Genomic DNA, 22,384 nt, shown 5'->3' with positions numbered 1-22,384 from the left:
AGCGATGTCCCGGGTTCAGCCGTCCGGATTATGCAAACCCTTCCAGCACGATCTTGCCCTTGGCGCGGTTGCTCTCGATCAGCGCGTGCGCGCGCTTGAGGTTGGCCGCATTGATGGCGCCATAACGTTCGCCCAGCGTGGTCTTGATCACGCCCGTGTCCACCAGTTGCGCCACGTCGTCCAGCAATTGGTGCTGCTGCGCCATGTCGTCGGTCTCGAACATCGACCGGGTGAACATGAATTCCCAGTGCAGCGACACGCTCTTGCGTTTGAGCACGCGCACGTCGATGGCGGCCGGGTCGTCGATCAGTGCCACCTTGCCTTGCGGCGCCACCAGTTCGGCAATGGCCGGCCAATGGTGGTCGGTCTGGTTCAGCGCGGCCACGTAGGTCACCGGTGGCAGGCCCAGGCGGGCGATTTCCTCGTTCAACGGTTTGCTGTGGTCGATCACGTGGTGGGCGCCCAGTTCCTTGACCCACTCTGCCGTGTCCTCGCGCGAAGCGGTGCCGATCACGGTCAGGCCGGTCAACTGGCGCGCCAGCTGTACCAGGATGGAACCGACGCCGCCGGCCGCGCCGATCACCAGCAAGGATTTGCCGGTGACGCCCTTGTCGCGACTGACCTGCAAGCGCTCGAACAGCAGTTCCCACGCCGTGATGGCGGTCAACGGCAGCGCGGCCGCCTGGGCGAAGTCGAGCGTGCGCGGCTTGTGGCCGACGATGCGCTCGTCCACCAGGTGCAGCTCGCTGTTGGTGCCGGGGCGGGTGAGGTCGCCGGCGTACCACACTTCGTCGCCGGGCTTGAACATGGTGACGTCGGGCCCGACCGCCTGCACCACGCCGGCCGCATCCCAGCCGATCACCTTGGTAGCGCCATCGGCAGGCGGGACGTTGGCGCGGATTTTGACGTCCACCGGGTTGACCGAAATGGCCTTGACCGCTACCAGCAGGTCGCGCCCCTGAGCTTGTGGGGCGGGCAGGTCGATATCGATCAGCGCTTCATCGTGGGTGATGGGCAGAGACTGGCGGTAGGCGATGGCTTTCATGGGAACTCCGTTGAGGTTAAGTGCATGTATGATCATTTATTTCGCTTGAGCGAAAAAGAGCCGTTTGACTGAAACACTTTCAAAGGAATGAAGATAGTGGTGCGACTCGATGATGTGACGGTGTTTGTCCGCACGGCAGACCGGGGCAGCCTGTCGGCAGCGGCGCGCGAGCTGGAGATTTCGCCGGCGCTGGCCAGTGCGGCAGTCAAGCGCCTGGAAGGAGAGTTGGGCATACGGTTGTTTGCCCGCACCACGCGCTCGCTGCGCCTGACCGACGAGGGAGAGCGCTACCTGCGCCACGCGCGCGACGCCTTGCGCGCATTGCAGGACGGGCATGACGCGCTGGCCGAAGGCAAGGAAACCTTGGGCGGCGTGCTGAAGATGTCGATGCCGTCCGACCTGGGCCGCAATATGCTGGTGGGCTGGCTCGACCAGTTCCAGCACCTGTATCCGAAGGTGAGCTACCAGCTCAGCGTGGGTGACCGCCTGTCGGACCTGTACCGCCAGCCGGTGGACATTGCGATCCGCTACGGGCGGCAAGATGACTCAAGCCTGATCGCCTTGCCGCTGGCGCCCGACAACCGCCGCGTACTGGTGGCCTCGCCCGAGTATGTGCGCCGCCACGGCCCGCTGGCCGACCTGCACGACCTGGCGCGTCACAACTGCCTGCGCTTCATGCTCGACGATGTGATCCACGACCGCTGGAATTTCTATCCGATGCACGGCGCGGCAGAGCAGGGCGCACCGGTGGCGGTGCAGGTCCACGGCGATCGCAGTGCGGACGACGCCGATCTGGTGCGGCGCTGGGCCGTGGCGGGACTGGGCGTGGCGTATAAATCGCGACTCGACGTGAGCGGCGACCTGCGCGCGGGACGGCTGGTGGTGCTGATGCCGGACGTGGCCGGCGAGCCGACCCCGCTGCACATGGTGTGCATGCACCGGTCGCAGGTATCGGCGACCGTGCTGACCTTGCGCGATTTTTTGCGCGAGCAGTGCGGCAAGGCTTAGAAGACAATTAAGCCGGTGCGCGGACGTACTGTGCTGCGTGGAAAAACAGTTAACATAGATGCAGGCTTGTCGGTCTGCACCACGGCTATGGACTAGGACTGCGGTTTGCGCTGTGGCGTTTGACGGTGGCCCAGCTGCCAGATCCAGGTGAGGAGCGCCTGCGAGCTGGCGGCATCTGCCGGGCTATCGGGCGACTGGATCGGGCAACTGGTACCGACAATTGCTGAGGCAACCATTAATGCGCCTTCGACATGATGAGCAACCAGCGGCGGCACAGCAGAATTTCGAGGTGACCTGCCTGCACGCCGGTGTCGCACTCGATGACCGGGTTGACGGCGTAGAAGCGCTTGCGGAAGTCACGACAGACCAGCAATTCGCGCTTGCCCATGCGTACCAGGAACGAGGTAGGCATGTATTCGAGACCGAAACGGGAGCTGAGGCTGCTGTTGATCATGACATTTCCTTTAGGGCGATGTGTTTAACGAGGAGTTCAGAATAGCATAAGTACTGTATGGATAAACAGGTACTGTTTAAATAAACAGTAAATTTGTTGTTTTGTGATTTTTACGCCAACTTCTACGGCGACCTATGCGGAGGCACCAAATTTTTAGCAAAATATTACGTTTCATGGGGGCAAGACTGACTCCCGGCGGCCAGTTCGGCCTGCACATGACCCTGGGCGTGCTGATCATGATCGTCTCGGTCGCCGTCTTCGGCAACATCGCCGACGAGGTCACCGACCAGGACGCCATCACCGTGTTGGACGTGCACATCGCCAATTGGTTCAATACCCACCACGTTGAGCCCTACACCAGCTTCCTGCTGTTTATCTCCTTCGTTCACAAGGTGGGGGGCATGATCCTGCTGGTGGCCGCTTTCGGCTATTACCTGTGGCGCCGCCAGCAGCGCTACTGGCTGCTGGCGCTGGGCGTTACCGTCCTGCCGGGCATGATCCTCAATGTGGTGCTCAAGCAGGTGTTCCAGCGCAGCCGCCCGTTATTCGAAGAACCGCTGGTCACGCTGTCCACCTACAGCTTCCCCAGCGGCCACACGGCGGCAGCGACGCTGTTCTACGGCGTGCTGGCGTGTTACATCATGATCGCCTGCAAGGGCTGGAGTGTGCGCTTGGCAACAGCGGCGTTTTGCGTGGTGATGATATTCTTGGTGGCATTCAGTCGCGTGTACCTCGGCGCGCACTATCTGAGCGATGTGCTGGCCGCGATGGCGAGCAGCGCGGCCTGGCTGGCGGTGTGTATCACGGCCATTTCCACGCTGCGTCGCCGCAGCGAAGCGCGCTCGCTTGCTGCCAATGGAACTATGTAAGGAACTGCGTGCTCAATTCGATCGTCGTCATCATCAACGCCAGTGCCGGCCTCGGCTACTGCGGCGGCTGGTCCGCTGCGCTGGCGGAAAAGTTCCGCCGTCACGGCGTCGAACCGGAAATATTATTGGCCAAGAGCGGCGAGGAAATGATCAACCGCGCCCGCCAGGCGGTTGCCGACAAGGTCACGGTCGTGGTGGCGGGCGGGGGCGACGGCACGATCAACTGCGTGGCGTCGCAACTGGTGGGCAGCGACACCCATCTCGGCGTGCTGGCGCTCGGTACGCTCAACCACTTCGCCAAGGACCTGAACATTCCGCTCGATCTCGACGAGGCGGTGGCCCACGCCGTCACCGGCAAGCCGCTGCGGGTGGACGTGGGCGAGGTCAACGGGCGCATCTTCCTCAATAATTCCAGCCTCGGCATTTACCCGGACCTGGTGCGCGACCGCGAGCAGCAGCAAAAAAAACTCGGGCGCAGCAAGTGGCACGCGTTCGGCCGTGCGCTGTTCGTGGTGCTGCGGCGCTTTCCGTTCATGCGCGTGCGGCTCACCATCAACGGCGAGGAACACTTGCGCCGCACGCCGTTCGTTTTCATCGGCAACAACGAGTATTTGCAGGGCCTCACGCTCGGCGAGCGCGAGCGGCTCGACAGCGGCAAGCTGGTGATGTACGTGGCGCAAAAGCCCACCCGGCTGGCGCTGTTTCGCTACGCCATCCACGCGCTGTTCAACCGCCTGTCCGAGGCGCGCGATTTCGACGTGCTGACCGCTGCCGGGCTGGAAATCGATACCCGCCACCGCCACCTGCGCGTGGCCACCGACGGCGAAGTCACCGAAATGAAGCCGCCGCTCAAGTACCGCTCGCGCGCCGGCGCGCTGAGTGTGATCGCGCCCGGCCGCACCATGACGAAGGGGAACTGAAATGCGCACCATCGTTCATTTGTCGGACCTGCATTTCGGCCGCGTCGACCAGCAACTGCTCGAACCGTTGCGCGCGCTGGTGGCATCGCTGGCGCCCGACGTGCTGGTGGTGTCCGGCGATCTGACCCAGCGCGCCAAGACCGAGGAGTTCATTGCCGCGCGCGCCTTTCTCGACACCTTGCCCGGGCCGCAGATCGTCGTTCCCGGCAACCACGACATCCCGCTCTACAACGTCGCCAGCCGTTTCCTGACGCCGCTGCGCAAATACCTGCGCTACGTCACGCTGGACCTCACGCCCGAGTATGTCGATGACGAGATCGCCGTGCTGGGCTTGAACACCGCGCGCTCGCTCACCATCAAGGACGGCCGCGTGAATCCTGAACAGGTGGCGCTGATCCGCCAGCGCATGAGTGCCGTGCCGAAAGACGTTACCCGCATCGTGGTCACCCACCACCCGTTCGACTTGCCGCAAACCTTCGACAAGGACGACCTGGTCAACCGCGCACCGATGGCAATGCGGGCGTTTGCCGAGTGCGGTGTCGATCTGCTGCTGGCCGGCCATTTCCACGCCAGCAGCGCGGGCCTGAGCACCGACCGCTACAAGCTGCCCGGCTACGCGGCGCTGGTGGTGCAGGCCGGTACGGCCACGTCAACCCGGGGCCGGGGCGAGTCCAACTCGTTCAACGTGATCCGCGTGCATGCCGACAAGATCGAAGTGGTGCGCTACAGCTGGGTCGATGGCACGGCCACGTTCGAGCCGGCGCAGACCGAGATTTTCGAGCGCATCGGCGAGTCCTGGCATACCACTGCCGTCGCTTGAAGCAAAAAAATGGGCCGAGGCCCATTTTTTACAACCAGTAATTGGTCAGCTGCGCCGCCCACTCCTTCATGCGGTCCAGCCACGGCCGGTCGCGCCATTTTTCCAGGGTGATCTGCACCGAGTCGCGCATGTCTTCCTGGAAGGCGCGCTCCATCTCGTTGCCGAACGCATCGCCCAGCACCACCACGTTCAACTCGCTGTTGTGCATGAAGCTGCGGGTGTCGATGTTGGTCGAGCCCACGGTGGACCATTTACCGTCGATCACCGCCGTCTTTGCGTGCAGAACCGCCAGCTTGAGCTGGTAGATCTTGACGCCGGACTCCAGCAATTCATCGTAAAAACTGCGGCCCGCGTGGAATACCAGGCCGCTGTCGGACACGCCCGGCAGCACGATTTTTACATCGACACCGCGCCGGGCGGCGGCCTTGAGCGCCTCCACGGTCTGCTTGTCCGGCACGAAATAGGCCGAGGTGAGGTGGATGCTTTTTTTCGCTTCCTGCATCGCCAGGTTGTAGGCCTTGAAAATTTCGAAGTGGCCGCCGGGGTCGCTGGCGATCACCCGCACCACCTTGTCGCCGGCGATGATCGGGTTGGGAAAGAAGTCGGCGTCGATCAGGTCGGCGCGGTCCTGCGACGCCCATTGGCGCACGAACAGCCACTGGAACGCGTGTACGGCCGGCCCCTCGACCTTGATGTGGGTGTCGCGCCAGCCGACGTCGTCTTCGCCCTTGGACGCCTTGTTGCGCGAGCGGAATAGGGAGCTCTTGGAGTAAGTGCCGCTGATATTGATGCCGCCCGTGAACGCAATACGGCCATCGACGATCAGCACCTTGCGGTGGTCGCGGTTGTTGATCTTCCAGCTGTCGCCGGACAGCTTGGCCGGGTTGACGGGATTAAATTCCAGCAGGCTGATACCGGCGTCGCGCATGCGCTGGAAGAATTCCTTGGGCACGCCGATGGTGCCCACGCTGTCGTAGATGATGTTGACCGCCACGCCAGCCTTGCGCCGTTCGATCAGGGCGTCGGCAAACTTCATGCCCATGCCGTCCTGGTCGAAAATATAGGTTTCCAGGTTGATGCTGTTTTTCGCACCCTCGATGGCCTTGAGCATCTCGCTCATGGTCTGCGGGCCGTCGAACAGCAGCGTGGTCTTGTTGCCGGCAATGAGCGGCACACCGGTGGCAGCTTCCTCGAGCGCGGCCTGCTGTTGCAGGTCGAGCGTGTTTTTCGTGTAGCGCTTGGTGAGCAGGGCCTTGGTGCGGGCGGCGCTCAGTTCGCCATTTTTGCCGTGCACGCTCGGTGCGTCGGCGGCGTCGAGCCGGGCGCCGAGTTCATTGACATTGGGGAGCGAAGCGCAAGCGCCCAGCAAACCCCAGCACATCAGGCAGGCGGGAAGCCAGAGTCGCAAGCTGGTCGCTTTCATTTTGGTGTTTTCTCCAGTAACTGCGGTTCATCGAACGGTAATGCGGGGACTGCCCTGGCACCGATGAGGAAAGTCACCGGCCCCTGGAAAAAACGTTTGACCAGCGCCTTGGTCAGGCGCCAGCCATGGGTAAAGCGCACCTGGCGCGAGCGCAGCGCCACCCACAGCGCCAGGCCGAAACTGACCATCAGGTTGACCACGCCGATGGCCAGGAATCCTGCCACCGAGGTCACTACTAGTTGCCAACTGACATGGTAGTCCAGTCCGACCATGGCTGTCGCGAAGTTGGCCGACGAGAAAGTAACGTGGCGGATATCGAGCGGCAGACCCAGCAGGAAGCCCAGCAGCGGCATCACGCCGAGCATGATGCCGAAGCAGAAGTTCCCCATCAGGCCACCCAGGTTGGTTTCCATGTAGGCGCCAAAGCGTTGCAGGCGCGCCGGCCCCAGCAGCCAGCGCAGGCCACGCAATTGGGCGATGCGCTGCGCCCAGCGCGTGTACAGCGCCTTGTTGTCGTAGTAGCCCGAGATCAGTCCGGCCAGGAACAGGCACACGCCGGCCACGGCCGCATACAGCAGGTTGGGGCCGTGGATCGGGTCGATGTCGGCCAGCAGGTGCATGGCCTTGCCTTGCGTGACCAGGTGGTGGCCGGTCAGGTACGGCCAGGCCATGGCGATCAGCCAGGCGGTGGGGATGGCCGTGGCCAGGTTGCCCAGCACCGCCATGATCTGGGTGCGCAAGACCTTGTTGCACAGCTCGGCCATGCTGTCGAGATCGATGTTCTTGCCATCCTTGCTTTGCAGCCCGGCCGCGATGCGCGAGGCGGTCATGGCCGGCTGCTTGGTGGCCACCGTGAAGTGCAGCAAATGGATGAAGACGAAGCCCAGCGAGTAGTTCATGCTGAACAAAAAGGTTTCAACCAGTGGTGCGGCGCGCAAGTACGAGAACAGGATCTTGAACAGCGCCATGAAGCCGATGATCAGGCCGGCGCCGGCCGCTTGCAGGAACATGCCGAACAGCGCGGTGCGCGATTCGGCCACGTAGTGCTCGCCGGTGTGGCTGGCGTTTTCCGTGACGTTGCGCGCCAGCAGGTTGATGTTGTCGCGCAGCAGGTCGCTGACCATGTACTTGTTGTTGTGCGCCGTGACCAGTTCCAGCGCCAGGTCCACTGCAGCTGCCTTGCGGCGGTCGGGCACGACTTGCTGCGCCACGGGTTGCACGAACTGGGTGTCTGCGGGCGTGGCGGTAGTGGGCAGGATGGCATTGGCATCGGGCGCCAGTTCGCCGCTGGTATCGACCAGGTACAGCAGCTTGCGCAGGCGTTTGATGCTTTGCGTGAGCGTCACCAGCAAATAGGTCAGGGCGATGCTGGTGCCCTGGCTCAGCGCCTTCTTGCGGATTTTGACCACCACGGTTTCGCACTGGTCGAGCATGACCAGCAGGTGGCGCGCATCTTCCATCGCCACGTCGTCGCCGGCCAGCTTGCGCTTGTACGCGGCCAGGTAGGCGTTCACCTCGATATTCTGGCCCGTGAACGGCGACTCGTAGGTCTCCATCTCGGTATGGAAATTGGTGAGCTTGGGTTCGAGGCCGATCGCGCATACGCGGTAGGACAGGGTCTGGATCGCGTCGAGCAGGCCCGGCAGCATCAGGTTGGAACCCTGGCGCGGCGCGTGGCCGGCGCCGGCGTTGATGACGTCGATCAGGTCGAGCCAGTCGGCGGGCGGCACCGCGCTCATCCAGATGTAGTCGGTGCGCTTGTAGAGCACCTGGTCGATGGCGTCGCTCAGGTATTCATTGCCCAGCGCGGGCGGCAGGATGCGCGAGGCGATCCGCTGCTTGAATTCGGTGAAAAAACCGTCGTTGGAGAGCACGCCGATTTCGGTGTACAGGCTGGAGTGGCGGCGCGCAGCGAGCAGGTTGCGGGCGTAGCCGCGCAGGGCCAGCGCATGGGCGGGGTCGCCCTTCAGTAATTGGGTGAGGGTGCGGACGTTGGCCGTGGCGCGCGCGCCATCGGTGGGACGCTTGGGGCGCAGGGTGGCGAACAACTCGACCATGAGGCCGATATCGTTGCTGTTGGCGTCCAGGCGTTGGAGAATCTTGAGCATGCATCGGGCGGCAAAAGCCGCAGTAAACTAAAAACGAAGTATACCCGCTCGGCTCCGACCCGGTATGTACGCTCTCGAACGTTAGTTTCCTGCATGGAATCGCGCCCGTATCATCAGCACAACATGATCTTGCGCGCCGCCTGGCGCAACTCGTGGCGAAAGTCGGGGTGGGCGATGGCGATCAACGCCTCGGCGCGCTGATGGGCGGTCTTGCCGCGCAACTGGGCCACGCCGTATTCGGTGACCACGTAGTTGACGTCGTTCTTGCCGGTCGTGACATGGGTGCCGGGCGTGAGCGTGGGCACGATGCGCGACACGGTGCCATCTTTGGCGGTCGATGGCAGCACGATAAACGCCTTGCCGCCGCGCGAGCGGTTGGCTGCGCGCACGAAATCGACCTGGCCGCCGGTGCCGGAATATGGCAGGTGGGCCAGGCTCTCGGAACCGCATTGGCCCAGCAGGTCCACTTGCAGGCTGGCGTTGATCGCCACCATGTTGGCGTTCTGCCCGGCCAGGTACGGGTCGTTGGTGAAATTGACAGGATGCATTTCCAGCATCGGATTGTCGTGCATGAAGTCGTACAGCCGGCGCGAGCCGAGTGCAAACGTGGCCACCATCTTGCCCGGCATGAAGGTCTTGCGGCTGTTGTTGACCGCGCCGCATTCCACCAGTTTGAGAATGCCGTCGCCGATCATCTCGGTGTGCACGCCCAGGTCATGCTTGCTGGTCAGCTGCATCACCACCGCGTCCGGGATGCCGCCGTAGCCGATCTGCAAAGTGGAGCCGTCGTCGATCAGGTCTGCCACCAGCTTGCCGATCGCTTCCTGCACCGGGCCGATGGCGGGCAGGCCCACTTCGATCACCGGCTCGTCGCTCTCTACCAGCGCAGTGACCTGCGATAGGTGGACGATGCAGTTGCCGTGCGCGGTGGGCACGTTGGGATTGACCTCGAGCACAATCACGCGCGCCTTGAGGATGGCCGCCATGGTGTAGTCGGCGCCGAGGCTCAGGGCAAAGTTGCCGTACTCGTCCATCGGCGAGGCCAGCGAAAACACCACGTCGGCCGGCACCAGGTCGCGCTCGATCAGGCTGGGCAGCTCGGAAAAATAGGCGGGTACAAAATCGGCCCAGCCCGCTTGTCCCGCCGCGCGCGAGGCGCCGCCGAAGAACAGCGCCACGTGGCGCACGTGCTGCACGGTGTCGCAATCGAAGTAGCCGTATTTGCGCATGGCCAGGATTTGCGCCACCTTGATGTCGCGAAAGCGCGTGCGGTGGGCCGACAGCGCATGCAGCAGGCCAGGGGGCTCGCCGGCGCCGGTGGGCACGATGATGGTGTCGCCATCTTTCAACCAGTCGAGTGCCTGTTCGGGCGTGCAACGTTTGCTGTCGTAGTGCGCATGCATGGTTGTGGCCTTTCACCTGATGAAAATCCACTATAAACCAACTGGCGGTAGAAGTGACTGCTTACGTGGCGGTCCGCACAGAACTATGGCCGGGCACGGCCTATTATGAAATCACTAATCCACTCTTTCATCGCTCATCATGAAACCGACTATCCTTGCGCTGTCCCTGATCGCGCCCCTGACCGCAGCGGCGCAAACGTCGCCGGTCGAGGTGTATGGTCTGCTCGATGCCGGTGTAGTGGTCGAGCGCGGTTGCCAGGGCGACTGCGCCCGCACCCGCCTCGACAGCGGTATCGCTTCCGGTTCGCGCCTCGGCATCCGTGGCCGCGAAAGTCTCGGTGGCAGCACGGCTGCCGTGTACACGCTGGAAGCGGGCATCAAGAACGATACCGGCGCCAACGAGCATCAAAACAAGCTGTTCGGCCGCCAGGTGTTTGTCGGACTCGAGGGGCCGCTCGGTGCGGTGACCATGGGCCGCCAGTACAACCTGTTATACGAAGCGCTGACCGACGTGGCCGATCCCTTCCACGGCGGCATGGCTGGCAACGCCGGCAACCTGGTCGGATACACGACCAAGCGCTATGACAATTCGATCAAGTACAAGTCGCCGCGCAGCCGCAGCGGCCTGATCGGTTCGGTGATCTACAGCTTCGGCGAGTCGCAGTTCAATAGTCGCTTCAACCGCGCGTATGGCGCCACCATCGGGTATGCCAAGGGTCCGGTCAACATCAGCATCACGCACCAGCGCAAAAACAATCTGCTCGAAGCCAATGCCACCACCCCGGCCGTTGACCAGTCGGCGCGCAACTCGCTGGTTGCCGCCAACGTCGATTTCGGCGGCGTGGTGGGCTACGCCGCCTACGGCCACAGCCGTGGCGCCGGCAGCAACCAGTGGGACCAGTCGAATCCTTATGGCGCCATGGTGCAAACCCTGCCCACCGACCGCAGCCGTGACGCCCTGTTTGGCGTGGCCGTGCCCAGGGGCGCCACTACTTTCCTTGCTTCATACATCCGCAAGGACGACCAGGGACTGGCCAACCGCGATGCCGACCAGATCGCTATCGGCGCCAGCTACGCCATGTCCAAGCGCACCGATTTTTATACTGCGCTGGCCAAGATCAAGAACCGCAACGGCGGCAATTACGCAGTTGGTACCGCCACCACGCGTGGTCGCGGCGACCACGCAATCAACATCGGCCTGCGCCACTCATTCTAGGGTTTGGCAGGGCAGGTTGCACTGACCCAGCGGCCCGTAGAATTGATCTTGACGTCGTGCTGGGCGCCGGTGGCGGTGGTGCTCACATCCATCACCATGGTGTAATTCCGGTCATCCACGAACTTCACGGTTCCCCGTCCGCTCGAGACCGGATCCTTGCACGTGAACGCCACATCGTAGCCGCCTGCTATCGGCGTACTGGTGGACGTGCATTGTCCTTTCTGATTCAACGGCAATTCCTTTCTGGCCGCCATCTCTGGCGTAACGCAAGCGCGCACGGCAATGGCACCGTCGGTCCCCACGGTCGGCGACGAGACGCCGTTCTTGGCCAGGAAGGCATCCATCTGCGCCTTTTGCGCCGGCGGCAGATTGCCCAATTGCTGCATGGCCATGTCCAGCGCCGCGTTGGTCTGGATGTCGGCGGTGGAGACCTTGCTGCTGGTTTCCCACGTGCCCGGCTTGATGGCAGGTGCGGTTTGGGCGTTTGCCGACAGCGCGGCCAGAGCGGTGAGCATGATCGCGATGTGCTTCATGGTGGTCCTTTCAAAATAAAAAAAAGCGGCGTACCACCAAGAAGGTGGGACGCCGCTCATTCTAAGCGGGGAGCGTACTAGACGCCGCGACCGCTGATCAGGCGCAGCAGCACCATGATGATGGCAACGACCAGCAGCACGTGGATGAAGCCGCCGATGGTGTACGAGGTGACCAGGCCCAGCAGCCACAGGATAAGCAGAACTACAGCGATGGTATAGAGCATGATTCTCTCCTTGGTTATGTTGTGACGTCCGCAGTGGGCATCGAAGCGATGTCGAACTGTTCGTTCGTATCTTGGAATCTATTATCTTTCTATACAGCCCAGGCTTCTGTACGCTGTCCCACGTAAATGATGCACTGCTGTCTTAAAAGCACATTAACCAACAATTAATTTGCCGAACGCAGCTTGCCATCGATGACTTTCACCTCGTCGCCCTCGCGCCAGGCTGGTTGCGTGCTGTGGTTGAAGGTGCGCTTGGCGCCGTTGTCCATGCGTACTGTCACCTGCCAGCTGTGGGTGGTCTTCATGTGACCTTCGATCTGGTTGCCGGCCACGGCGCCACCGACCGCGCCTGCCACGGTCGCCAGTTGACGGCCATGGCCGCCGCCCACCTGGTTACCGAGGATGCCGCCGAGGATGGCGCCACCGGCCGCGCCCACGCCGCTGCCTTGCGGGCGGTGCTCGATGGTGCGCACCGAGGTCACCACGCCACAGTTCTTGCATACGGCTGGAGCAGCCGCTTGGGGCTCGGGAGCCCGCTCAACTGCCCGGTCCGCTTCGCGCAGCGGCGCATTGGCCGCAGCCAGTTGCAGCGGCGCCTGCTGGGACTGCCGTGCGGCTAACTGTTGGTTGCCTGCCAGCCCCTGCTCACCCGGCGCCAGCTGGCTGGCCACGGCCGGTGGCAGGTCGGCGTTGGCGTTGGACTTGGGTAGCCAGCCCATCAGGGCAGCGATGCCGACCGCGCAGAACAGGATGACGGCGACAGCGGCAATCAACAGCATCGGATGCAGGCCGGACTTGGGTGTGTGGACGGGAGTATTCATGACGGTTCCTTGGTTTCTTGTTGGTTACTTATTGCTTACTGATAAATGACTTTATTGTGTTGTATTGCAGCTAATTTGCATTAATGTGCAGCACCGCACATTGTCCCGCCGGGGCGGCTTTGCTTCCGTGCGTCAGCGTACATACTCCCCAAATCATTGCCGTTACGCTAAGCCCTATGCATACCCACCACCACCACCTTGCCGAAGATGACAGGAGCCCAACGCGTGCGTTGGTAAATCGTTTACTGTCCAGTTTGCCCGAAGAAGAGCAGGGCCAGCTGGCGAGGCTGGGCGAAATAGTCAAGGTGGAAGTGGGCGACGTGCTGTACGAACCGGGCCAGACCGTGCGCCACGTGTACTTCCCGCTCGATTGCCTGCTGTCGTTGCTGGCCGTGGCCGAAGGGCGCATGACGCTCGAAGTCGGTTCCGTGGGCCGCGAAGGCATGATCGGCGCGCCGGTGGTGCTCGGCCACGAACTGGCGCAAGTACGCGCCGTGGTGCAACGCGCCGGCCGGGCAGTACGCATCGATGCCGGCGAGTTTCGCCTGGCGTACGCGCGCATGGAGCCGTTGCAGCGCCTGCTGCACCGCTACACCGACACCTTGCTGGCGCAGGCGATCCAGATCGCCGTGTGCAGCCGCTTCCACGTTCTCGAAGCACGGCTGGCGCGTTCGCTGCTGATTACGCGCGACCGCTTGCAGTCCGATAAATTCCATCTCACCCACGAGTTCCTGGCGCATGCGCTCGGTGTGCGCCGGGTGGGGGTGACCAAGGCGGCCAGCGCCCTGCAAAACCAGAAACTGATTTCCTATAGCCGGGGCAACATCGAGATTCTCGATGCGGCGGGGCTGGAGGCGGTGTCGTGCCGGTGCTACGAGCTGGTCAAGGACGAGGGTTTGATCGGCATTTCCAACGTATTTGTCTGAGGTGTTCATACAAAAAATCCGTCATCCCGCTGGCGCGGGCATGACGGATTTTTCCATCGCTGGTGGTCGCTTAACGCGTTGGTTTTTGCACCTGGTTGCCGATCACGCCACCGACTGCTGCGCCACCGACCGCGCCAACAGCGCTGCCGCCGGTCAGCACGGACCCGGCCACTGCGCCTACGCCAGCGCCAACTGCCGTGTTACGGTCCTGGTTGGACATGCCGGCACACGCCGTCAGGCTCAGGGTTGCCACTACCACTGCCGCTGCCGAAGCAACTCGTTTGATCGTATTCATTGTATTCTCCTCAGGTCGTTCATGAAGGCGCGGTCTCATCCGCACCGATGGCTGAAGAATACTTCTTGCCGAATCGAATCTCAGTTAGGCACCGCACCCTGAAACAGCTTGTTACCCTTTAGCGTCCTGCTCATTTGCCGGCGGCGGGACCGCGCGCCAGCAGTGCCGGGCACTGCGACGCTGGTGACCCTCCTGATCCCGTGGTGACCAGCGGCACGATGGCCGCCACCGGCGCCACCAGCGCCAGCGCCACGGCGCCACCGGCGCGCAGCGCCATGCTGCCCTTGTCGATGCTCACATCGGTATCCTTGAACGTGCCGCGCACGTAAATCGGCGAGCGCAGCGACAGGATGCGCATGCTCCTGGCGTCGGGTTTGAGCGTGAGGTCGAGTTTTTCGTTGGCCAAGTTGACGGTGCCGCTGGCATTGATGACTGCTTCCGCCGTATCCACCACGAACAGGCGCGAGCGCATCAGGCCGTTGCGGACGCCAAAGTCGGCCACCAGGCAGTTGAGCTTGACCTGCTCGTCGCCGAACAGGCGGGTGACCACCACGCTGCCCAAGTTCAAGCCCATTTCCTCGAGCATCAGCTTGCTGACACTGCCGCCGCTGACGGCGCCCTTGAAGTCGCCATTGGACGTACCGAGCAAATCGGCGACGGAGTTGCCGCTGGCTGTCAGCGCCACGTCGGCGTTGACTTCGCCGACGGTGGCGCGCATGCCGCTAATATCCGGGAACAGCTGCTTGAGTTGCAGGCGCCGCAGGTCGGCCTTGAGCTCGGCGCGGATGGCGCGCGGATCGACCTTGCCGCTGCCGTCAAGCACGATGTTCGAGGCGAACCGCCCGCCGGCGATATCGAAGTTGAGCGGCTTCATCGACAGCACGCCATCTTTCATGTGTACCTGGGTCTCGACATTTTGCACGGGCAGGCCCTGGCCGCGCGTGACGCGCTGGGCATGGAGCCTGACGTCGGCGTCGAGCGCGGTCCAGCGATCCTTGCGAAACGCTTCCACGGGCAGCACCCTGTTGCGCGGCTGGACAGTCTCGGCCCCGCGCGCTGCGCGGCTGGCGGCGGAATCAGCGCCCACCAGCGGCCCCAGGTCGGTAAATTGCAGCAGCTTCGAGGTTACCGTGCCGGTCAGCAGCGGGCGCGGCGTGGCGGAGCGGTAATCGAGCCGGCCGGCAATGTCGCTGCTGCCCACGCGGCCGGTGAAGTCCTGGTAACGCCAGTGGCTGCCGGCCCGGTTGATGCTGCCGGTCAATCTCCCCTCGGTGGAAAACGGCGGCGTTTCGGGCAGCAGCACACCGGTGATGCCGTACAGGCGCGCCATGCTGGGACCGGACATCTTGAGTTTCAGGTCGAGCGCGGTAAGCGCGGCGGGGCGGGTGAGTGTGCCTTCGGCGGCGATGCGGGTACCGCCCACGTCGAGGCTGGCGGCCAGCGGGTACGGCGTGGCGTGCTCCTGCAGGCCCAGCACCGCGCCCGACTTGCCGCTGCCGCTGATGGCTTGTTCGTTCCACTTGCCCTTGAGGGTCCACGCCACGCCGTAGGTTTTGTCATTGGCTATGCTGTCAACCGTGGCCACCGCATCGACATGGGTGGATGCGTCGCGGTAGTTGACGACGCCGCGCGTGAGCACCACGCGCTGTACCGCCAGCTGCCATGCCGGCTGCTTGTCGTCCTGGTGAAAGGTCCAGTTGTTGCGGCCCGCCTCATCGCGCAGCAGCCACAGTTGCGGCTGCTCGAAGCGCAGCACCGGCACCACGATGCGCTGGCGCAGCAGCGGCAGCAGTTCCACCGCGAACGCGAACTGGCCCACGCTGGCGAATTCGCCGCCAGCCTGCATCGCCGCCGGCTGGCCGATGTGCACATCGCGCGCCACCAGGTGTGGCAGTGGCAAATAATCGCGCCAGGTGCGGTCGGCGCCGGACCCCTGCTGGCGCCAGGCCAGCGTCAGTGGTCCCCGGATGGAAAACGGCCGGGCGATGGCCTCGCCGATGCGCTGGCTGATCCACGGCCGCGCGCTGTTCCAGTCATAAGTTGCCAGCGCGATCGCGGCGGCAGCGGTGGCGATTACGCCCACTCCCGCGACAACAAGAGCGATACGAACGGAGCGGCGGCGGAGCAGGGCAGGAGGCATGGGTAGTTTGCGACGGGAAGGTTGCCACATTCTACACAGGACCGTGACGGCGACCCGTCCCGGTGCGCCAGCGCACGTACGGCGTGCACCGGCATCATCGACTCCGCTCTATGTGCGGCACCGAACTGAGTGCGCCTGGGCATGGGCCTATAACGTTACTTGTCAGTTCAATATTTCACGAGGAGAACAATAAATGAACACCGTTCAGCATAAAGTCAAAGTAATCTGCGGCGCCCTGGCGCTGTTGGGCCTGGCAGCTTGCGCCAGCGAAAAGACCCCGGCCACCGCCGATGTCGCCGTCTCCCGCGCTGCTGTTGCCAACGCCACCTCGGCCGGCGCTGCCGACCTGGCGCCGGAAGAGATGAAATCGGCTCGTGAAAAAATGATGCGCGCCAACCAGGCGCTCGCCGCCAAGGACTACAAGCTGGCCCAGGACCTGGCCGCGCAAGCGCAGGCCGACGCCCAGCTGGCCCAAAGCAAGGCCAACTCGGCCAAGGCCACTGCTGCTGCCGACGAGCTGCAACAAAGCATTCGTGTGCTGCGCGAAGAAGCCAATCGCGCCAATACCCAACAACAATAATCAATAAAACCGGAGCCCCACATGAAACTGATGACCAAACTGCGTATCCTGCCTGCTGCCGTTGCCGTGGCAATTGTCCTGTCTGCGTGCAGCAGCGCCCCGATCACCACCAGCGAGCTCGATGGCGCGCGCGGTGACTTCGTTGCCGCCCAGAGCAACCCGGCCGTTGCTGCCAACGCACCGGTGGAATTCAAGGCCGCTGCCGACGCGCTGGACCGCGCCAACGCTGCCGCCGCCCAGAAAGAAAGCCTGGCCGACATCGACAAGCTGGCCTATCTTGCCAAGCAAAAAATCGCCGTGGCACAAGAGGTGACCAAGCAACGCCAGGCCGAAGCCAACGTGGCCCAAGCCGGCCGCCAGCGTGACGAGGTGCGCCTGGAAGCGCGCACCGCCGAAGCCGACAAGGCCCGCATGGCCGCCGAGCGCGCCAAGGCCGATGCCGATGCAGCACGCCAGCAAGCCGACGCCGCAGCCGCCTCGGCCCGCGACGAGCAAGCCAAGGCTGCAGCACTGCAGCAGCAGCTGAACGATCTGCAGGCCAAGCAAACCGATCGTGGCCTGGTCATCACCCTCAACGACGTGCTGTTCAATGTGGACAAAGCCGAATTGAGCGCCGAAGGCATGCGCACCGCGCAAAAGCTGGCCGACGTGCTGGCCCAGGAACCAAAAAGCATGGTGCTGATCGAAGGCTTTACCGATTCCACCGGCAGCTCGTCGCACAACCTCGACCTGTCGCAGCGCCGCGCCGACGCCGTGCGCCAGGCCCTGGTAGGCATGGGTGTGCCTGGCAACAAGATCTCCACCAAGGGTTACGGCGCTGCCTACCCCGTGGCCGGCAACAACGACGCTGCCAGCCGCCAACTCAACCGTCGCGTGGAAATCGTGCTGTCGCAAAACGGCGCACCGATCACCAACCGTCGTTAATCCCGTATTTTTTCTTGAAAAGGACTATTCATCATGGCTGAATCCAACCCCACCCATCCGGCAGGCATCGATCGTGAAGCCATCCGCGAAGCAGCACGCAATATGCTCGACGGCCCGGTGACGGCCGGCTACAAGGGCGACCGCGAGGCAGTGATCAAGATGCTCAACGACGCGCTGGCTACCGAGCTGGTCTGCGTTCTGCGCTACAAGCGCCACTACTACACGGTCAGTGGCTTGCAAAACGGCCCCATCAAGGCCGAGTTCCTCGAGCACGCTACCCAGGAACAGGAGCACGCCGATTCGCTGGCCGAACGCATCGTTCAGCTCAACGGTCAGCCTGATTTCAATCCTGCAACGTTGCTCGCACGCAGCCATGCCGAGTATGATGCATCGGACGACGTGCAAGCGATGATCAAGGCTAACCTGATCGCCGAGCGCGTCGCCATCGAGTCTTATCGTCAAATGATCGAGCAAATCGGCGATACCGACCCGACCACGCGCCACCTTTTGATCAGCATCATGGCCGTGGAAGAAGAACACGCGGACGATATGCGCGATCTGCTTGAATAAGCGATTAGGCCAGTTGGTGAATTTGTTGTACAGTTTTCACTTCTCACAACCATAACAGGAGCATCATTATGTTGGAACAAAATATCAGCACCGTGAATAACGACGTGAAAACTCTGGTCAAGGATGCTCAAGCATTGTTCACCGCCGCCACCGCGCTCACCGGCGAAAAAGCCGACGAGCTGCGCGGCCGTGGCATGCGTGCCCTCGACTCCGCACTGGCCAAAGCCCACGAAGCGCAAGTCAGCGCCCTGGCGGCCAGCAAGGAAGCGGCCAAGCAGGCCGATGCCTACGTCAAGGACAATCCATGGCGCTCGGTCGCTGCGGCAGCCAGCATCGGTCTGCTGGTCGGTGTGATCATCGGCCGTAAGTAACCGATGGCGCAAGCTGACGAAGTGAACCGTCCGCCCGGCCTGATTGCGTCGCTGGGCAACATCGCCCGCAACAGCATGGGCCTGCTGCTGACGCGGCTGGAACTCGCTGCCCTCGAGCTGTCGCAGGTGCGTAATCACCTGCTGCAACTGGTGGTGGCGTTTGCCGTCGCGCTGGTGGCCGGCTGTTTTGCGTTGGCGTGCATAACGGTCATGGTGGGTTACCTGGCGTGGAACGCGCTGGGCTGGCTCATCCTGCCGATCCTGGCGGGCTTCTTCCTGCTGCTGGCGATAGGCTTGATCATGTACGCGCGTGGCCTGATCAGCGCCGGCAAGCTGTCGATGCCGGCCACCATGGCCGAGCTCAAGTCCGACCGCGACATGTTGATGTAAGGAGAGCAGATGAGCAAACATGCACATGATCCGGTTGCGGCCGACATTCAGCGCCTGATCCGCGAAGGCGAGCTGTATCGCATCAAGGTCGTCCATGCCAAGGCATTGGTGGCGCAAGCCATGCGTCCCGATGCGCTGATGCACGGCGCGGTCGACCACGCGGTCAGCCTGGCCCAGGCACGCCTGGGCGGTTTGATCCAGCCGGGCGGCTTGAGCAACTTCAACTACAAGGCGCTGATGCCTTACGCCATCACGGTTGGCTCGTTCCTGGCGCGCAAGCGCCTGATCAAGCCGGTACTGGGTGTGGCGGCACTGGCCGGTGTCGGCGTGGCGTGGCTGCTCAAGCGCAAGCGCTCCGCTGGCTGATTCTTCAGCCCAGCCGCCGCCAGATCGACAAAAATCGGGCCCGTCAGCGATATTCGCTGACGGGCCCGAATGTTTTTAATGGAGCAAAAATCAGGGTTGGCGCGGTTGTTCGTTCTCGGCGAGCACCGCCGTCACGCGTGCCATGTCGTGGCGATAGGTATCCTGCGCCTGCTTCAGGCAGCTGGCCCGCTCGGCGGCAGGGCCCTTGGCGCACGCCTGCTTGGCTTCGGCCAGGGCTGCGCCGATTTCCTTGCGCAGGGTGCGCTCTTTTTGCGCAGGTGTGACGTCTTCGCGGTGCCAGCGGGCCGGATCACCCTTGGCGATTTCCTGCTGTTGCAGCTGGACGTTTTGCGGAGGCGTATTGTCTTGTGCCTGCGCGGCAAACGCCGCGCAGGACAGGGCGAGCACGGCGCCGCATTTCAGGGTCTGGAAAGGCGTCATGACGGGCTCCCCGTGGTTTACAGGCGGCCGGTCAGCAGCATGATCAGCAGGATCACGACCAGCAGGCCGGTGATGCCGCTCGGTGCATAGCCCCAGTTGCGGCTGTGCGGCCAGGTAGGCAATGCGCCAACCAGTAACAAGACCAGGATGATCAGAATGATGGTGCCCATGGTATTCCCCTTAAGTTTGAGTTATTGATCGGGATGATCGCGATAAGCGAAAAAAATTAATAGCGGTACAGGCGGCCGTCGATCAGGCGCACGCGGTTGCCCACGCGCAGGTCGTAGACGCTGTCCTGGTTCACCAGGCGGTAATCGCCATTGTCCATGCGCACGCTGATCTGGTACTCGTCACGCGGTGCATTGCGGTTGTTTTCAACGTTGTTGCCCACCACGCCACCAGCGACTGCGCCGGCCACGGTGGCGGCGGCACGGCCGCTGCCCGAGCCTACCTGGTTACCGAGCAGCGCGCCCACCAGGCCGCCAGCGACGGCGCCGGCGCCGCTGCCTTTGCCCTCGACGGTTCTGACCTGGATCGATTCGATGGTGCCATAACTGGCTGCTTCATTCTGGTAGCCGGTCTGCTGACCGTAGCCTGGATTCTGGTTGCTGGTGGCGCAGCCGCTCAGTACGGCGGTGGCGGCAAGTACGACAGCGGCAAGGGTGCGGTTCGAATTCATGTTGTCCTCCTGAAAGTAATGAGTTCAGAATAATCATGCTGCGCGCACAGGTCTGTGCGCTTTCGCACCAAGTAATTACGTGGAATAAATGTGGTGACTTTGCCAAATTTCAGCGTGTGTACGATACCGTACAGAGTCCTTGCCGTGATGGGCGTAAAACGTTTCCATCGGCAGCAGCGACGACCAAACAACCATACGGCGTCGCTCGGCTGACAACCTGATTCGATCAAAACACCAAGGAGAACCACCATGAAAATCGCCCACAAAATCGCTACCGCACTGTTCACCGTCTCGCTGCTGGCAACTGCAGGTTGCGCTTCGACTTCGACCAAGGAAGGCACCGGCGAGTTCGTCGATGATGCTGTTGTGACCACCAAGGTAAAAGCTGCGATCTTCAACGAACCTACCCTGAAAACCACCGAAATCAATGTGGAAACCTTCAAAGGTGTGGTGCAGTTGAGCGGCTTCGTGGCCCAGCCTGCTGACATCGGCAAAGCCGGCGAAGTGGCGCGTGGCGTCAAAGGCGTTTCGTCCGTCAAGAACGATATCCGCGTGAAGTAATTCCGCTCGATGTCGCTGGTCCGTCGTTGCCGGTTTCCGGCAACGGCGAACGCGATCGGCGCGACATGCTTCGGTATGTCGCGCCGTAATTTTATTGTGAGTCATCATGAGCCAGCAGCCCGCAGACCTTCCTCCCGCCACCCTTACGGCGAGCCCGGCATCGAGTAGCACGGCCGACCCCGGTGTGCTTCAGCGTTTCCCCATTCATGTCAACGCCCGCGGTCTCGCGCTGGGCATCATTGCCACTGTCGCCTTCGTCTGGGCCTTGCAGTGGTCGCGCAATTTCCTGGTTCCCCTGTTGCTGGGCATTCTGATCAGCTACACCCTGAGTCCGCTGATGGGCTGGATGACGCGGCGCCGCGTGCCGCGCGCCATTGCCGCCACCCTGATCACGGCGGCCATCGTGGGCGGGTCGGTGATGGCGGTCGATAAACTGCATGGCGAGTTCGAGTCCATCGTCGAGGAACTGCCCAGCACCGGCCATAAGCTGTCGAAGCTGGTCAGCGAGCGCCTGCATGGCAGCTCGAGCGCCTTGCAGCGCATCCAGGCCGTGGCCACCGAGTTGCAGCAGGCCACCGCCGGCGCCCAGGAACGGCGCGCAGCGCGCAAGGCCATCCCGGCAACGTCGCCCGAGTTCCCCTTGATGAACTGGGTGTGGGCAGGCTCGATGGGGCTGATGGGCTTTCTGAGCCAGGCCACCATGGTGATCTTCCTGGTGTTTTTCCTGCTGCTGTCCGGCGACACCTTTAAGCGCAAGCTGGTCAAGCTCACCGGGCCATCTTTATCGAAGAAAAAAATCACGGTCCACATCCTGGAAGACATCAATACGTCGATCCAGAAATACATGCTGATGCTTTTGGTCACCAACGGCATGCTGGCAGTCATGATGTGGATCGCGCTGCGCTGGATCGGCCTGGAAAACGCCGGCGCCTGGGCCATCGTGGCCGGCCTGCTGCACCTGATGCCGTACTTCGGCCCGCTGCTGATCATGCTGGCCACGGGCCTGGTGGCGCTGCTGCAATTCGAATCGATCCAGATGAGCGTGCTGGTGATGGGCACCTCGCTGGCGATCGCCACCCTGGTCGGCACCATCATCACGACCTGGATGACCGGCCGCTTCGCCCGCATGAATGCCGCAGCCGTCTTTGTCAGTTTGCTGTTCTGGGGCTGGTTGTGGGGCGTCTGGGGCTTGCTGCTGGGCGTGCCTGTGATCGTGATCGTCAAGGTCGTGGCCGAGCGGGTAGAGGGGATGGAAGTGGTGGCCGAACTGCTGGGAGAGTAGGGCGACCGAGATGAA

General features: G+C 62.8%; 28 protein-coding genes. 14 read left to right on the top strand and 14 right to left on the bottom strand.

The features are described from left to right. Positions 1-28: 28 nt before the first annotated feature. Positions 29-1,045 (bottom strand): zinc-binding alcohol dehydrogenase family protein, encoded by a 1,017-nt coding sequence (locus F8197_RS08085; RefSeq protein ID WP_152881453.1) that lies wholly within the window; start codon positions 1,043-1,045, stop codon positions 29-31. A gap of 96 nt (positions 1,046-1,141) precedes the next feature. Between F8197_RS08085 and F8197_RS08080 the strand changes: the two genes are divergently transcribed. Further along, positions 1,142-2,053: a LysR family transcriptional regulator gene (locus F8197_RS08080; RefSeq protein WP_373996823.1), complete on the top strand. Its 912-nt coding sequence runs from the start codon at positions 1,142-1,144 to the stop codon at positions 2,051-2,053. 92 nt (positions 2,054-2,145) lie between these two features. Here the strand turns inward: F8197_RS08080 and F8197_RS28560 are convergent, their stop codons facing one another. Together F8197_RS28560 and F8197_RS08075 are read right to left on the bottom strand one after the other, a co-directional pair. Further along, entirely contained in the window at positions 2,146-2,289 is a 144-nt protein-coding gene (locus tag F8197_RS28560; RefSeq protein WP_157094833.1) for a hypothetical protein, read from the bottom strand. Next, entirely contained in the window at positions 2,289-2,507 is a 219-nt protein-coding gene (locus F8197_RS08075; protein ID WP_019921948.1) for a hypothetical protein, read from the bottom strand. The genes F8197_RS28560 and F8197_RS08075 overlap by 1 nt, the downstream gene beginning before the upstream one ends. A gap of 173 nt (positions 2,508-2,680) precedes the next feature. On the opposite strand from F8197_RS08075, the gene F8197_RS08070 reads away from it, so the two are divergent. Genes F8197_RS08070 through F8197_RS08060 form a run of 3 tightly spaced genes read left to right on the top strand, consistent with a single transcriptional unit; the run spans position 2,681 to position 5,116 of the window. Then, a complete protein-coding gene (locus F8197_RS08070) occupies positions 2,681-3,376 on the top strand; it encodes a phosphatase PAP2 family protein (RefSeq protein ID WP_227012158.1) in 696 nt (231 codons plus the stop codon). A gap of 8 nt (positions 3,377-3,384) precedes the next feature. Beyond that, positions 3,385-4,296 (top strand): diacylglycerol kinase family protein, encoded by a 912-nt coding sequence (locus F8197_RS08065; RefSeq protein ID WP_373996822.1) that lies wholly within the window; start codon positions 3,385-3,387, stop codon positions 4,294-4,296. Between the two features lies 1 nt (position 4,297). Beyond that, a complete protein-coding gene (locus F8197_RS08060; RefSeq protein ID WP_152881451.1) occupies positions 4,298-5,116 on the top strand; it encodes a metallophosphoesterase in 819 nt (272 codons plus the stop codon). A 28-nt stretch (positions 5,117-5,144) separates the two neighbouring features. On the opposite strand, the gene cls is transcribed toward F8197_RS08060, so the two are convergent. The 3 genes from cls to F8197_RS08045 form a co-directional block, all read right to left on the bottom strand. Further along, complete coding sequence (cls, locus tag F8197_RS08055) at positions 5,145-6,539, bottom strand: cardiolipin synthase (RefSeq protein WP_152881450.1); 1,395 nt, start codon at positions 6,537-6,539, stop codon at positions 5,145-5,147. Next, positions 6,536-8,647, bottom strand: coding sequence for a site-specific recombinase (locus tag F8197_RS08050; RefSeq protein ID WP_152881449.1), 2,112 nt, complete (start codon positions 8,645-8,647; stop codon positions 6,536-6,538). The genes cls and F8197_RS08050 overlap by 4 nt, the downstream gene beginning before the upstream one ends. A 113-nt stretch (positions 8,648-8,760) precedes the next feature. Continuing rightward, positions 8,761-10,050, bottom strand: coding sequence for an acetyl-CoA hydrolase/transferase family protein (locus F8197_RS08045; RefSeq protein ID WP_152881448.1), 1,290 nt, complete (start codon positions 10,048-10,050; stop codon positions 8,761-8,763). Positions 10,051-10,189: 139 nt separating this feature from the next. On the opposite strand from F8197_RS08045, the gene F8197_RS08040 reads away from it, so the two are divergent. Further along, the gene (locus F8197_RS08040; protein WP_152881447.1) at positions 10,190-11,266 is read left to right on the top strand and encodes a porin; all 1,077 of its coding nucleotides are present in this window, start codon (positions 10,190-10,192) and stop codon (positions 11,264-11,266) included. Here the strand turns inward: F8197_RS08040 and F8197_RS08035 are convergent. The 3 genes from F8197_RS08035 to F8197_RS08025 form a co-directional block, all read right to left on the bottom strand. Further along, positions 11,263-11,799: a DUF3617 domain-containing protein gene (locus tag F8197_RS08035; RefSeq protein WP_152881446.1), complete on the bottom strand. Its 537-nt coding sequence runs from the start codon at positions 11,797-11,799 to the stop codon at positions 11,263-11,265. The two genes, F8197_RS08040 and F8197_RS08035, sit on opposite strands and share 4 nt — an antisense overlap. Before the next feature lie 77 nt (positions 11,800-11,876). Next, positions 11,877-12,023, bottom strand: a complete 147-nt coding sequence (locus F8197_RS08030) for a lmo0937 family membrane protein (RefSeq protein ID WP_019921959.1) — start codon at positions 12,021-12,023, stop codon at positions 11,877-11,879. 164 nt (positions 12,024-12,187) lie between these two features. Further along, on the bottom strand, positions 12,188-12,844 hold the full coding sequence (locus tag F8197_RS08025; RefSeq protein WP_152881445.1) for a glycine zipper 2TM domain-containing protein: 657 nt from the start codon (positions 12,842-12,844) through the stop codon (positions 12,188-12,190). Positions 12,845-13,020: 176 nt separating this feature from the next. Here F8197_RS08025 and F8197_RS08020 point away from each other — a divergent pair, with 176 nt between their 5' ends. After that, positions 13,021-13,770 (top strand): Crp/Fnr family transcriptional regulator, encoded by a 750-nt coding sequence (locus tag F8197_RS08020; RefSeq protein WP_152881444.1) that lies wholly within the window; start codon positions 13,021-13,023, stop codon positions 13,768-13,770. Positions 13,771-13,840: 70 nt separating this feature from the next. Here the strand turns inward: F8197_RS08020 and F8197_RS08015 are convergent, their stop codons facing one another. Together F8197_RS08015 and F8197_RS08010 are read right to left on the bottom strand one after the other, a co-directional pair. After that, positions 13,841-14,065 carry a glycine zipper 2TM domain-containing protein gene (locus F8197_RS08015; protein WP_019921962.1) on the bottom strand — a complete coding sequence of 75 codons (225 nt, stop codon included), beginning with the start codon at positions 14,063-14,065 and terminating at the stop codon, positions 13,841-13,843. Positions 14,066-14,195: 130 nt separating this feature from the next. After that, positions 14,196-16,205, bottom strand: coding sequence for an AsmA family protein (locus tag F8197_RS08010; RefSeq protein WP_152881443.1), 2,010 nt, complete (start codon positions 16,203-16,205; stop codon positions 14,196-14,198). Between the two features lie 193 nt (positions 16,206-16,398). Between F8197_RS08010 and F8197_RS08005 the strand changes: the two genes are divergently transcribed. From F8197_RS08005 to F8197_RS07980, 6 genes are all read left to right on the top strand, one after another. After that, a complete protein-coding gene (locus tag F8197_RS08005; protein WP_056138818.1) occupies positions 16,399-16,785 on the top strand; it encodes a DUF4398 domain-containing protein in 387 nt (128 codons plus the stop codon). 21 nt (positions 16,786-16,806) lie between these two features. After that, positions 16,807-17,709: an OmpA family protein gene (locus tag F8197_RS08000; protein ID WP_152881442.1), complete on the top strand. Its 903-nt coding sequence runs from the start codon at positions 16,807-16,809 to the stop codon at positions 17,707-17,709. 33 nt (positions 17,710-17,742) lie between these two features. Then, positions 17,743-18,279, top strand: a complete 537-nt coding sequence (locus F8197_RS07995; RefSeq protein ID WP_019921966.1) for a ferritin-like domain-containing protein — start codon at positions 17,743-17,745, stop codon at positions 18,277-18,279. A gap of 68 nt (positions 18,280-18,347) precedes the next feature. Continuing rightward, a complete protein-coding gene (locus F8197_RS07990) occupies positions 18,348-18,650 on the top strand; it encodes a YqjD family protein (protein WP_152881441.1) in 303 nt (100 codons plus the stop codon). A gap of 3 nt (positions 18,651-18,653) precedes the next feature. Beyond that, complete coding sequence (locus tag F8197_RS07985; RefSeq protein WP_152881440.1) at positions 18,654-19,040, top strand: phage holin family protein; 387 nt, start codon at positions 18,654-18,656, stop codon at positions 19,038-19,040. A gap of 9 nt (positions 19,041-19,049) precedes the next feature. Then, positions 19,050-19,406, top strand: coding sequence for a hypothetical protein (locus F8197_RS07980; RefSeq protein ID WP_152881439.1), 357 nt, complete (start codon positions 19,050-19,052; stop codon positions 19,404-19,406). A gap of 90 nt (positions 19,407-19,496) precedes the next feature. Here the strand turns inward: F8197_RS07980 and F8197_RS07975 are convergent, their stop codons facing one another. From F8197_RS07975 to F8197_RS07965, 3 genes are read right to left on the bottom strand one after another with little or no spacing between them, the layout of a single operon-like run. Continuing rightward, the gene (locus F8197_RS07975; RefSeq protein WP_152881438.1) at positions 19,497-19,847 is read right to left on the bottom strand and encodes a hypothetical protein; all 351 of its coding nucleotides are present in this window, start codon (positions 19,845-19,847) and stop codon (positions 19,497-19,499) included. A gap of 17 nt (positions 19,848-19,864) precedes the next feature. Next, entirely contained in the window at positions 19,865-20,017 is a 153-nt protein-coding gene (locus F8197_RS07970; protein WP_019921971.1) for a DUF3309 family protein, read from the bottom strand. 56 nt (positions 20,018-20,073) lie between these two features. After that, complete coding sequence (locus F8197_RS07965) at positions 20,074-20,526, bottom strand: glycine zipper 2TM domain-containing protein (protein ID WP_056138806.1); 453 nt, start codon at positions 20,524-20,526, stop codon at positions 20,074-20,076. Between the two features lie 249 nt (positions 20,527-20,775). Here F8197_RS07965 and F8197_RS07960 point away from each other — a divergent pair, with 249 nt between their 5' ends. Beyond that, positions 20,776-21,087: a BON domain-containing protein gene (locus tag F8197_RS07960; RefSeq protein WP_056138804.1), complete on the top strand. Its 312-nt coding sequence runs from the start codon at positions 20,776-20,778 to the stop codon at positions 21,085-21,087. Positions 21,088-21,193: 106 nt separating this feature from the next. Then, positions 21,194-22,369: an AI-2E family transporter gene (locus F8197_RS07955; RefSeq protein ID WP_227012157.1), complete on the top strand. Its 1,176-nt coding sequence runs from the start codon at positions 21,194-21,196 to the stop codon at positions 22,367-22,369. Positions 22,370-22,384: the final 15 nt, after the last annotated feature.

Source organism: Duganella sp. FT27W (assembly GCF_009295655.1).
Lineage (GTDB): Bacteria > Pseudomonadota > Gammaproteobacteria > Burkholderiales > Burkholderiaceae_D > Rugamonas > Rugamonas zoogloeoides.
The sequence above is the reverse complement of the archived record's forward strand: the minus strand, read 5'-3'. Positions and strand labels throughout refer to the sequence as shown.